Origin of the sequence: Lysobacter yananisis (assembly GCF_031199375.1) — a bacterium.
Taxonomy (GTDB): Bacteria; Pseudomonadota; Gammaproteobacteria; order Xanthomonadales; family Xanthomonadaceae; genus Lysobacter; species Lysobacter yananisis.
Map to the genome: position 1 here is coordinate 4508328 of NZ_CP133568.1, position 12566 is coordinate 4520893.

A 12566-nucleotide genomic window follows, 5' to 3' on the forward strand; every position below is an offset into this window, starting at 1 on the left:
GGGCGGAAGCGGGAGGCGCATCGCGCTTGCCGGTTCGGGCAAACGATTTCCCGGCTTCCATCAACGTATCGCGATATAGAGATGAGTGTGTGCCGGCCGTGCGCCCAGGTCAAGTCGTGCGGCGGCGCAGCAAGGCGCAACGGCGACTGAAGCGCGTGGGCGCGGGGCAGGGATGACGCCAGATCGGGGCAGCCGCATGGGTGGGGTTCTGCGGCGCGCGCGGCTACAATTCGCATTCGCGGCGCCGGGTACGGGCCGCGGACCAGGACGCGGAACCAACGCGCCGGTCGTTCCGGGATGACGCGGCGCCGCTTACGGGCGCGCCGCGCAAAAGGGGGAACGGCCGCGGCGCTCAACCAGCAGAGGTGCGACGTGGATTTTGGCTTTACCGAAGAGCAGTTGATGATCCAGGACGTGGCGCGCCGTATCGCCCAGGAGAAGATTGCTCCCAGCGCCGAGCACCATGACCAGACCGGCGAATTCCCGCTGGAGAACATCCGCACCCTCGGCGAGAACGGCCTGATGGGCATCGAGGTGCCGGCCGAGTACGGCGGCGCCGGCATGGACCCGGTCGCCTACGTGCTGGCCATGGTCGAGATCGCCGCCGGCGACGCCGCGCACTCGACCATCGTCTCGGTCAACAATTCGCTGTTCTGCAACGGCATCCTCAAGTTCGGCAGCGAAGAACAGAAGCAGCTGTACGTGCGCGCGATCGCCGAGGGCCGCGAAATCGGCGCCTTCGCCCTGACCGAGCCGCAGTCGGGCTCCGACGCCACGGCCATGCGCTGCAAGGCGGTCAAGCAGGCCGACGGCACGTTCGTGATCAACGGCAAGAAGAGCTGGATCACCTCCGGCCCGGTCGCCAAGTACATCGTGCTGTTCGCGATGACCGACCCGGACAAGGGCGCGCGCGGCATCACCGCGTTCATGATCGACACCGCCAAGCCCGGCTTCCACCGCGGCAAGACCGAGCCCAAGCTCGGCATCCGCGCCTCGGCCACCTGCGAGATCGAATTCGAGGACTACGTGGCCCAGCCGGCCGACGTGCTCGGCGAGGAAGGCCACGGCTTCAAGATCGCCATGGGCGTGCTCGACGCCGGCCGCATCGGCATCGCCAGCCAGGCCATCGGCATCGCCCGCGCCGCCTACGAGCGCACCCTGGAGTACGTCAAGGAGCGCAAGGCCTTCGGCGCGCCGATCGGCACCTTCCAGATGACCCAGGCCAAGATCGCCGACATGAAGTGCAAGCTCGACGCGGCCCTGCTGCTGACCTTGCGCGCGGCCTGGCAGAAGGGCCAGACCGAGAAGAACGGCGGCCGCTTCAGCAACGAGGCGGCGATCGCCAAGCTCACCGCCTCGGAAGCGGCGATGTGGATCACCCACCAGGCCGTGCAGATCCACGGCGGCATGGGCTATTCCAAGGAGATGCCGCTGGAGCGCTATTTCCGCGACGCCAAGATCACCGAGATCTACGAAGGCACCAGCGAGATCCAGCGCCTGGTCATCGCCCGCAACGAAACCGGCCTGCGCTGACTTTCCGACCACGATGAAACGCTTCGGCTCGTCCCGGCCCACCGCCTGTCCTGAGGACGGCGGCACTGGCCTGCGCGCTGTCGCCGCCGCCGCCGCGCTTCACGCCGGCTCGCTTTCCGGCCTTCGGGCCGGTGCGCGAGGCTGCGCCGCGGCGTCGCCCGACTACGGCGCCGGCGCTTTTGCCGCCGTGCGAATTCCGCTGCACCCGCCGCAATAACCTCTCTCTCGGCCCGCGCGCAAGCGTGGGCCTCATTCCATCCGGACCTCAAACGTTCCCATGAGCAGCAAACCCAAAGCTTCCAAGTCCGAACCCGCCAAACCGGCCGCCAAGGCCGTCAAGCCGGCTTCTGCCAAGCAAGCCACGGCCCGCGCCGCCGCCAAGCCGGCCAGCAAGTCCGCCGCCGCCAAGTCGACCGCCAAGTCGACCGCCAAGCCGGCCGCCAAGAAGCTCGCCGGCCGCGCGCCGCAGCCGGCGCCGGTCGCGGACGTCCAGGCCGTCGACCTGCGCCCGATCGTCGAGGCCATGCGCAAGCGCCTGCCCAAGGCGCGCCATGCCGAGGCCGAGGCCTTCGCCCAGGCGTTCTACAAGCGCATGAGCGGCGACGAGATGCCGCAGCACGCGGCCGACGGTTGGGCCGCGCTGGCCGCGGACTTCCTCGACTTCGCCCGCGACCGCAAGCCCGGCAACGCGCTGGTGCGCCTGTTCAACCCGCAGCTCAAGAGCCACGGTTGGGAATCGCCGCACACCGTGCTGCAGATCGCCAACGACGACATGCCGTTCCTGGTCGACTCGGTGACCATGGCGCTGGCCGACCAGGGCATCGGCGTGCACGTGCTCGGCCACCCGGTGGTGGCGTTCCGCCGCGACAAGGCCGGCAAGCTGGCCGCGGTCGGCGAGGGCCAGGCCGAATCGCTGATGCACCTGGAGCTGGACCGGCAGACGCCGGAAGCGATGGCGCAGATCCAGCGCGCGCTGGAGACCGTGCTCGCCGACGTGCGCGCGATCGTGCGCGACTGGGCGCAGATGCGCGAGCGCATGAACCAGGTCGCCGAAGCGCTGCCGAACCAGGCCATGCCGATCGACGAAGACGGCAAGCGCGAGGCGCAGGCGTTCCTGCGCTGGGCCGCCGACAACCACTTCACCTTCCTGGGCTACCGCGAGTACGAAGTGGTCGAGCAGGGCGGCGAGAGCGTGCTGCGCGCGATCAAGGACAGCGGCCTGGGCCTGCTGCGCGGCAAGTCGCCGGGCAAGCCGCGCGCGCTGACCTCGCTGGCCGCGCACTACATGCCGCAGTCGGGTTCGGTCGATGCGCTGATCCTGACCAAGACCAACGCGCGCTCGACCGTGCACCGTCCGGGCTACATGGACTACATCGGCGTGCTGAGCTTCGACGCCCAGGGCCGTCCGACCGGCGAAAAGCGCTTCCTCGGCCTGTACACCTCCAGCGCCTACAACCGCCGCCCGTGGGACATCCCGCTGGTGCGCCAGCGCCACGGCTACGTCATGCAGCACTCCGGCCTGCCGGCCGACAGCCACAGCGGCAAGGCCCTGCGCCACGTGCTGGAGACCCTGCCGCGCGACGAGCTGTTCCAGTCCGGCGAGGAGGAGCTACTCAAGACCACCTCGGGCATCCTCGGCCTGCAGGAGCGCGTGCGCAGCAAGCTGTTCCTGCGCCGCGACCGCTACGGCCGCTATTTCTCGGTGTTGGTCTACATCCCGCGCGAGCGCTTCAACACCGACGTGCGCCTGCGCGTGGAGGCGATGCTCAAGGACCGGCTGCACGGCGAGCACGTCGACACCACCGTGCACATCGGCGAGTCGCCGCTGGCCCAGGTGCACCTGATCGTGCGGCCGAAGTCGGGCGAAGCGGTCGAGGTCGACAACGCCGCGATCGAGGCGCAACTGGCCGAGATCGTGCGCAACCGCCAGGACGACCTGCGCGAGGCGCTGGTGCGCAACAACGGCGAGCAGCAGGGCCTGGCGCTGATCCAGCGCTACGGCCGCGCGCTGCCGCCGGGCTACATCGACGAGGTCTCCGCCGGCGTCGCCGCGCAGGACATCGCCCACCTGGCCGCGCTGACCGGTCCCGAGGACCTGCGCCTGAGCCTGTGCCGGACCCGTCCGGGCGAGGGCGGCCTGCGCTTCAAGTTCTACCGCCAGCTCGACGACATCCCGCTGTCGGACGCGCTGCCGATGATGGAGAACATGGGCCTGCGGGTGATCTCCGAGCACCCCTACCGGCTCACCGTCGACGCCCAGCCGGTCTACATCCAGGACTTCGAGGTCGAGACCGCCAACAACGACATCGACGTCGACCGCCTCGACGAGAACTTCGAGGAAGCCTTCGCCCAGATCTGGCGCGGCAACGCCGAGAACGACGGCTTCAACCGCCTGATCCTGGCCGCCAGCCTGTCCTGGCGCCAGGTCGCGATGCTGCGCGCGTACTGCAAGTACCTGCTGCAGGTCGGCGTGCCGTTCTCGCAGAGCTACGTCGAGGAGACCTTCGCCCGCTATCCGCTGCTGGCGAGGTTGCTGGTGGAACTGTTCGAAGCGCGCTTCGACCCCAGCACCGGCAGCGAGAGCAAGGCCGAGATCAAGGCCGGCCAGGAGCGCCTGAAGGTCCAGTTCGAAGCCCTGCACAGCGGCGAAGACGCCGTGCGCGCCGCGCTCGAGCCGGTGATCGCCGCGCGCGCCGGCAAGCGCGAGGCCCAGGCCGAGGCCGCGGTGACCGCGCTCAAGTCGCTGCTCGACCGCGTCTCCAGCCTCGACGAAGACCGCATCCTGCGCAGCTTCATCGGCGCGATCAACGCGACCTTGCGCACCAGCTACTACCAGCGCGCGAGCGACGGTTCCGAGCGCGGCTACGTCAGCTACAAGTTCGATTCGGCCCAGGTGCCGGACCTGCCCAAGCCCAAGCCCTACCGCGAGATCTTCGTCTACGGCCCGCGCGTGGAAGGCGTGCACCTGCGCTTCGGCCCGGTCGCGCGCGGCGGCCTGCGCTGGTCGGACCGGCGCGAGGACTTCCGCACCGAGGTGCTGGGCCTGGTCAAGGCGCAGATGGTCAAGAACACGGTGATCGTGCCGGTCGGCTCCAAGGGCGGCTTCTTCGCCAAGCGCCCGCCGCTGGGCGGCGACCGCGACGCGGTCCTGGCCGAGGGCATCGCCTGCTACAAGATGTTCATCAACGGCCTGCTCGACATCACCGACAACATCGTCGACGGCAAGATCGTGCCGCCGCGCGACGTGGTGCGCCACGACAACGACGATCCGTACCTGGTGGTGGCCGCCGACAAGGGCACCGCGACCTTCTCCGACATCGCCAACGGCATCGCCGCCGAGCACAAGTTCTGGCTCGACGACGCGTTCGCCTCGGGCGGTTCGGTCGGTTACGACCACAAGGGCATGGGCATCACCGCCAAGGGCGCGTGGGAATCGGTCAAGCGCCACTTCCGCGCGCTCGGCCGCGACAGCCAGACCCAGGACTTCACCGCGGTCGGCATCGGCGACATGTCCGGCGACGTGTTCGGCAACGGCATGCTGCTGAGCGAGCACATCCGCCTGGTCGCCGCGTTCGACCACCGCCACATCTTCCTCGACCCGAACCCGGACGCGGCGCGCTCGTTCAAGGAACGCGACCGCATGTTCAAGCTGCCGCGCTCGAGCTGGGAGGATTACGACAAGGCGTTGATCAGCAAGGGCGGCGGCGTGTTCGCGCGCTCGGCCAAGTCGATCCCGCTGTCGGCCGAGGCCCGCGCCGCGCTCGGCATCGAAGGCAACGCCACCGCGCTGAGCCCGGCCGAGCTGATGAGCGCGATCCTCAAGGCGCCGGTCGACCTGCTGTGGAACGGCGGCATCGGCACCTACGTTAAGGCCTCCAGCGAGAGCAACGGCGACGTCGGCGACCGCGCCAACAACGCCCTGCGCGTCAACGGCGCGGACCTGCGCTGCAAGATGGTCGGCGAGGGCGGCAACCTCGGCCTGACCCAGCTCGGCCGGATCGAGGCGGCCCAGCACGGCGTGCTGCTCAACACCGACTTCATCGACAACTCCGCCGGCGTGGACACCTCCGACCACGAGGTCAACATCAAGATCCTGCTCAACGGGCAGGTGCAGGCGAAGAAGCTCACGCTGCCCGAGCGCAACAAGCTGCTGGCCTCGATGACCGACGAAGTCGCCGAGCTGGTGCTCAACGACAACTACCGCCAGAACCAGGCGATCAGCCTGATGGAGCGGATGAGCCTGACCCGCCTGGGCAGCAAGCTGCACTTCATCCGCACGCTCGAATCGCAGGGCCTGCTCGACCGCCAGATCGAGTTCCTGCCGTCCGACGCCGAGATCGCCGAGCGCAAGGCGCGCGGCCAGGGCCTGACCCGTCCGGAACTGTCGGTGCTGCTGTCGTACTCCAAGCTGGTCGCGTTCCAGCAGATGCTCGATTCCGACGTGCCGGAAGACCCGTACCTGTCCAAGGAACTGGTCCGCTACTTCCCGCAGCCGCTGCAGGCCAAGTACGCCAAGGCGATGGAGAACCACCGCCTGAAGCGCGAGATCATCGCCACCGCGGTGACCAACTCGACCATCAACCGGATGGGCGCGACCTTCCTGCTGCGCATGCAGGAAGACAGCGGCCGCACCCCGGGCGAGGTCGCCAAGGCCTTCACCATCACCCGCGAGACGCTCGACGCGCGCGAGCTGTGGGCGCAGATCGACGCGCTCGACGGCAAGGTCGCCGAGTCGACCCAGATCGACGCCCTGCAGGTGATCTGGAACCTGCAGCGCTCGTTCACCCGCTGGCTGCTTTCGCGCCCGGGCGCGATCCCCGACATCACCACCGCGGTGGAGCGCTACCACGACGGCTTCAAGAACATCCGCGCCGGCCACGGCATCCTCGGCGACGGCGAGCGCCCGACCCACGATGCCGCGTTCGCCGACTGGAAGGCCAAGGGCGTGCCGGAAGCGCTGGCCGCGCAGCTGGCGGCGCTGCCGTACCTGGAGCCGAGCTGCGACATCATCGAACTGGCGCGCGAGCGCAAGCTCAAGCCGGTCGACGTGGCCAAGGTCCACTTCCGCCTCGGCGAAGCGCTGCGCCTGCCGTGGCTGCAGGAGCAGATCGACGCGCTGGCGGTGGACGGCCGCTGGCACGCGGTCGCGCGCGGCGTGCTGCGCGAGGAACTGTCGACCCAGCAGCGCGTGCTGGTCGGCCAGGTGCTGAAGGTGCCGGGCGCCAACGCCGAAGCCAAGGTCAAGCAGTGGCTGAGCCGCGACGACCAGTCGCTGCGCTTCACCCTGGCGATGCTGACCGAACTGGCGGCGCAGAAGACCCTCGACTACCCGACCGCTTCGGTCGCGGTGCAGCGCCTGTCGCAGTTGGCCGCGCGCGGCTGATCGCGATGCGCGGAGCCGGCGCGTGCGCCGGCTTCGCGGTAGCGAACCGAGCCCTTCGCCCTCGCGGGCGAGGGGCTTTTTTTGTGGTAAGCCCATGTAGGAGCGGCGCGAGCCGCGACCGCGACAACGCAACTGCGGCGAACCTTACGCAATCGTTGCGTTGTCGCGGTTGCGGCTCGCGCCGCTCCTACAGGGAGCCTTCGCGACCGCCGGGAATTGCGACCGTGTCGCGAAAACGCCGGGGTCGGCGGCGCCACCGATTCCGCGCTTGCGACACCAATCCCCCGCATCGGCCGGGTTATGCTGGCGCCGTCCTCCCGGAGCCGCCGATGACCGCGACGCCCCGCATCGCCTTTCTCGCCAGCCACACCGACGAAGCGCAGCGCGCGCTCGCCGATCTCAGCGCCGACCACGGCCAGTGCGAGCCGGCCGAAGCCGACATCCTGGTCGCGCTCGGCGGCGACGGCTTCATGCTGCAGACCCTGCACCGCCACGGCGCGCTCGGCAAACCCGTGTATGGGATGAAGCTGGGCACGGTCGGTTTCCTGATGAACCAGCACGCCGGCGGCGCCGGCGACTTGTTCGAACGCCTGGCCCAGGCCGAACCGGCGGTGCTGCGGCCGCTGGAGATGGTCGCCCAGACCGAATCCGGCGCGAGCTTCGGCTCGCTGGCCTACAACGAGGTCTCGCTGCTGCGCCAGACCCGCCAGGCCGCGCACCTGCGCATCGACCTCAACGGCCAGACCCGCCTCGACGAACTGATCTGCGACGGCGTCCTGGTCGCGACTCCGGCCGGCAGCACCGCCTACAACTTCTCCGCCCACGGGCCGATCCTGCCGCTGGGCTCGGCGGTGATCGCGCTGACCCCGATCGCCGCGTTCCGCCCGCGGCGCTGGCGCGGCGCGCTGCTCAAGGCCGACACCGAAGTGCGCTTCCGCGTGCTCGACCCGTACAAGCGCCCGGTCAGCGCCACCGCCGATTCGCACGAGGTGCGCGACGTGGTCGAAGTCACCATCCGCGAATCGCGCGACCGCACGGTCACCTTGCTGTTCGATCCGGAGCACAACCTGGAAGAGCGCATGCTGATCGAGCAGTTCACCAGCGGCTGAGCGGCGGCCGATCGGCGCCGGCCGGCACCGGCCGGCCGGAGCTCAGGCCAGGCGCCGCAGCAGCTCGCCCAGGCGCGGATGCGACAGATCGGGCAGGGCGGCCGCCTGCGCGGGCTCGAACCACTGCAGGCGCTGGTGTTCGTCGCCGAGTGCGCGCGGATCGCCGACCCAGTCGCGCACCGCGTACAGGCGCAACACCACGCCGTCGAACGCGAACTCGGCGACGATGCGCGCGGCCGCTGCCGGGTCGGCGGGCGGACCGACGCCGGTCTCCTCGGCCAGTTCGCGCCACAGCGCCTGCTCGGGCGTCTCGCCGGGTTCGACGTGGCCGCCGGGCAGGTCCCAGCGGCCGGGCGCCAGCCGTTTGTGCAGCGCGCGCAGGCCCAGCAACACCTGTCCGTCGCGCAGCAACAGCGCGCCGACCCAGCCGATGGGAGGTGTCGCGTCCGAGCTCATGGCGCGCAGCGGAGCCGCAGGGCGCTGCCGCGGCCCGGCGGGAGGGCCGAAAATCGCAGGCGACGGGGGCAGACGGCGGGCGTCATGCGCTCGGAAATTACTTTAAACTCCGGTATTTAAATAAGCTGGTCTCTAACCTCAAGTGCATCACCTCAGTGAGGCACTGTGAATGGGCCAGCAGTATTCACATCTGAGCGCAGAAGAGCGCGGGGCCATCATGGTCTTGATCGCCCAAGGGGCGAGCGGACGGCAAATCGCCCAGACGTTGGGTCGGGCGCAAAGCACCATCGCTCGCGAGTTGCGCCGTAATGGGTTTCGGTCCCATTCGGGGCCGCCGCTGCGCGGACGCCCCCGTTTCGACCCTGGCTACGATGCGACCCGGGCGGGCCGGCGGGCCCAACGGCTGCGTCGGCGGGCGCGGGTGCGCCGCAAGCTGCGACGCGACACCGTGCTGTGGCGACGCGTGCGCTATTGGCTGGAACGGTGCTGGTCGCCGCAACAGATTGCCGACAAACTGCGCGATCTGTACCCGGACCGGCCCTGGCTGCGCGTGTCGCACGAAACGATCTATACCGCGATTTATGCGATGCCGCGCGGCGAATTGCGCCGCCAGGTGACCCGTCTGCTGCGGCAGGGGCGCAAGTCCGGCCGCCGCACGCGCCAGGGAAGCGACGCCCGCGGCCATCTGCCGGATCTACCCAACATCCGCCTGCGGCCGCCGGCCGCGCATGAGCGCCTGATGCCGGGGCATTGGGAGGGCGACCTGATCGTGGGCGCGCACAATCGCTCGGCGATTGGGGTATTGGTCTGCCGCCGCACCTTGTACGTCAAGCTGGTCAAGCTCGCCGACGCGACCGCGCACACGGTGCTGGAGGCCTTCAGCTCGGCGTTCGAAGGTGTGCCGGAAAGTTTGAAGAAGACCTTGACCTACGACCAGGGCAAGGAAATGGCATCGCATCGGCAGTTGAGCGAACGCACTGGTTTAGCGATCTACTTCGCCGACCCCCATAGCCCGTGGCAACGCGGAACCTGCGAAAACACCAACGGCTTGTTGCGGCAATACTTTCCCAAGGGCACCGATCTGTCGGTGCATTCTGCGCAGCGCCTCAAAGAGGTGGCGTGGGAAATGAACAACCGCCCCCGTCGTAGCCTGGGCAGGCGCTCGCCCGTCGAGGTGCTCTATGAGGAACTCAAAAACCCGCGGGCGCAGGGTGATGCACTTGGACATTGACTCCGCCTAATTTAAAAACAGCTACTTAAGAAGTATTTATAAGGTCGAATCGAATTCGATGGCGGCGTCAGCCGCGCACCCGCATCCGCCGCGCGATCTCGCTGATCGCGGCGATGCCCAAGGTCAGTCCCACCGTCGACAGCAACTGCACGCGCGGGCCCGGGGTCATCAGCGCGAGCACGAACACCAGCGCCAGGATGCCGAGGCCGAACCAGGTCACGTACGGGAATGCCCACATCTTGAACGGCAGCGCGGTGCCGGCGCGGTCGGCGCGGCGGCGCAGGATCAGCTGCGCGACCAGCGACAGCGTCCACACCAAAAGACAGGTCGAACCCACCACGTTCAACAGCGCAGGCAACACCTTGTCCGGATACAGCAGCTCCAGCGCGGTGGCGATGAAGCCGAACGCCACGCTCGCCAGCACCGCCGCCACCGGCACCTGGCTGCGGCTGAGGCGGGCGAGGAAGCGCGGCGCTTCCTGGCGCTGGGCCAGCGAGTAGATCATGCGCGAGGCGCCGTAGAGGTTGGCGTTGAGCGCCGACAGCAGCGCCACCACCGCGACCAGGGTGATGGCGGTGGCCGCGCCGGGGATCCGCGCCGCCTCCAGCACCGCCGCGAACGGCGACTTCAAGGCTTCGCTGGTCCACGGCACCACCGCGATGATCACCGCCAGCGAGCCGATGTAGAACACCAGGATGCGCCAGGCCACGGTGCGGATCGCCTGGGTGATGCTGCGCTGCGGGTCCTGGGTTTCGGCCGCGGCGACCGCGACGATCTCGGTGCCGCCGAAGGCGAACACCACCACCAGCAGGGCCGCGCCGATGCCGGCCCAGCCCTTGGGCGCGAAGCCGCCGTGTTCGGTGAAGTGGCTCAGGCCCGGCGAGGGCACGTCCGGCAGCAGGCCCAGCAGCAGGGCGGCGCCGATGGCGATGAAGATCAGGATCGCGGCGACTTTCAGGATCGCGAACCAGAACTCGAACTCGCCGAAGTTGCGCACCCCCAGCAGGTTGACCAGGGTGAAGGCGCTCATGAACACCAGCGACGTGGCCGCGACCGGCAACTGCGGCCACACCGTCGCCAGCAGGCCGGCGGCGCCGACCGACTCGGCCGCGACCACGATCACGATCTGCACCCACCACAACCAGCCCAGGGTCGCGCCCGCGGTCGGGCCCATGGCGTCGGCGGCGTAGACCGAGAACGCGCCGCTGGTGGGGCGCGCGGCGGCCATTTCGCCGAGCGCGCGCATGACGATGATGATCAGGGTGCCGGCGATCAGATAGGACAACAGCACCGCCGGCCCCGCGGTCTGCACGCCGACGCCCGAGCCCAGGAACAGCCCGGCGCCGATCGCGCTGCCCAGGCCCATCATCACCAACTGGCGCGACTTGAGGGCGTGGCCGAGCTGCGGATCGGCGGAAGCGGCGGCGGGACTGGCGGTCATCGAGCGGGTCCGGGGTGCGGCGGGAAGTGCGGCACGATACCGCATCGGCGGCGGGGGCGAGCGCGGCGGCGGCGGGGCGGGCGCGGTGAGATGCCGGCTTGTCCGGATCGGCGTCGCCGTCGGGGTATCGCGGTCGCGGCTTGCGCCGCGCCTACAGGGACTTCGGATGCCGCACCGCGTCTTGTAGGAGCGGCGCAAGCCGCGACCGCGCCAATGCAACGACCGCGCACCTCGATCCCGACCGCATTCGCTCCCAACCCGAACGCCAAACCCGGCGGCCGAATCTCAGCTCCCGATTCCCGCCTCAGGCACAATAGCCCCATGCCCGACCGCGATGCCGACCCGTTGATTGTCGCGATTTCCTCGCGAACCCTGTTCGACATGGAAGAGAGCCACTCGCTGTTCGAGCGCGAGGGCATCGACGCCTATGCCGCCTTCCAGCGCGCGCGCGAGGACGACGTCCTGCGCCCGGGCATCGCCTTCCCGCTGGTGCGCAAGCTGCTCGCGCTCAACCGCGATGCGCCGGCGGACGCGCCGCGGGTCGAGGTGATCCTGATCTCGCGCAATTCCGCCGACAGCGGCCTGCGCATCTTCAATTCGATCGCCCACCACGGCCTGTCGATCAAGCGCGCGGCGTTCAGCAACGGCGCGCCGCCGTTCCCCTACATCCGCCCGTTCGGCGCCGACCTGTTCCTGTCGGCCAACGCCCAGGACGTGAGCGCCGCGCTGGAAGCCGGGATCGCCGCGGCGACCCTGCTGCCGGCGGTGCCCAACGCCAAGCTGGCGCCGCACCTGCCGCCGGACCAGCTGCGCATCGCCTTCGACGGCGATGCGGTGATCTTCGACGACGAGGGCGAGCGGGTCTCGCGCGAGGGCGGCCTGGCCGCGTTCGCCGAGCACGAGCGCAACCACGCCGGCGAGCCGCTGTCGGGCGGGCCGTTCCGCGGCTTCCTCGATGCGCTGCACCGGCTGCAGGCGGCGTTCCCGGTCGGCCAGGACGCGCCGATCCGCACCGCGCTGGTGACCGCGCGCTCGGTGCCCGCGCACGAACGGGTGATCCGCACCCTGCGCGAATGGGACATCCGCCTGGACGAGGCGCTGTTCCTCGGCGGCCGCGCCAAGGGGCCGTTCCTGGAGGCGTTCGGCGCCGACATCTTCTTCGACGATTCGGAGAACAACATCGCCTCGGCGCGCGGGCACGTGGCGGCGGGGCATGTGCCGCACGGGGTCGCGAACCGCTGAGGCGCGAGGCCGGCGGTGCTGTTGTGTAGGAGCGGCGCGAGTCGCGACCGTGACAACGCGACTATTGCGAAGGATTCGACTTAGGCGCGTTGTCGCGGCTCGCGCCGCTCCTACAGCGAGCCGGCCCGGTTTGGCTGGTTCCGAAACGACGCGAGCCACGCCGACGGGCGT

Annotated in this window: 7 protein-coding genes; 5 read left to right on the forward strand and 2 right to left on the reverse strand. The window is 69.5% G+C overall.

Annotated elements, in window-relative coordinates:
* Positions 1 to 372 precede the first annotated feature (372 nt).
* The 3 genes from RDV84_RS18910 (at position 373) to RDV84_RS18920 (ending at position 8025) form a co-directional block, all read left to right on the forward strand.
* The gene (locus RDV84_RS18910; RefSeq protein ID WP_425606226.1) at positions 373 to 1533 is read left to right on the forward strand and encodes an acyl-CoA dehydrogenase family protein; all 1161 of its coding nucleotides are present in this window, start codon (positions 373 to 375) and stop codon (positions 1531 to 1533) included.
* A gap of 277 nt (positions 1534 to 1810) precedes the next feature.
* Positions 1811 to 6916 (forward strand): NAD-glutamate dehydrogenase, encoded by a 5106-nt coding sequence (locus RDV84_RS18915; protein WP_309151213.1) that lies wholly within the window; start codon positions 1811 to 1813, stop codon positions 6914 to 6916.
* Positions 6917 to 7245: 329 nt separating this feature from the next.
* Positions 7246 to 8025 (forward strand): NAD kinase, encoded by a 780-nt coding sequence (locus RDV84_RS18920; RefSeq protein WP_309151214.1) that lies wholly within the window; start codon positions 7246 to 7248, stop codon positions 8023 to 8025.
* A gap of 42 nt (positions 8026 to 8067) precedes the next feature.
* Here the strand turns inward: RDV84_RS18920 and RDV84_RS18925 are convergent, their stop codons facing one another.
* Positions 8068 to 8481 (reverse strand): NUDIX domain-containing protein, encoded by a 414-nt coding sequence (locus tag RDV84_RS18925; protein ID WP_309151215.1) that lies wholly within the window; start codon positions 8479 to 8481, stop codon positions 8068 to 8070.
* A 169-nt stretch (positions 8482 to 8650) separates the two neighbouring features.
* Here RDV84_RS18925 and RDV84_RS18930 point away from each other — a divergent pair, with 169 nt between their 5' ends.
* Complete coding sequence (locus tag RDV84_RS18930; RefSeq protein WP_057945874.1) at positions 8651 to 9712, forward strand: IS30 family transposase; 1062 nt, start codon at positions 8651 to 8653, stop codon at positions 9710 to 9712.
* 67 nt (positions 9713 to 9779) lie between these two features.
* On the opposite strand, the gene RDV84_RS18935 is transcribed toward RDV84_RS18930, so the two are convergent.
* Positions 9780 to 11153: an amino acid permease gene (locus RDV84_RS18935; RefSeq protein ID WP_309151217.1), complete on the reverse strand. Its 1374-nt coding sequence runs from the start codon at positions 11151 to 11153 to the stop codon at positions 9780 to 9782.
* A gap of 321 nt (positions 11154 to 11474) precedes the next feature.
* Between RDV84_RS18935 and RDV84_RS18940 the strand changes: the two genes are divergently transcribed.
* Positions 11475 to 12395: a 5'-nucleotidase gene (locus RDV84_RS18940; RefSeq protein ID WP_078999991.1), complete on the forward strand. Its 921-nt coding sequence runs from the start codon at positions 11475 to 11477 to the stop codon at positions 12393 to 12395.
* Positions 12396 to 12566 lie beyond the last annotated feature (171 nt).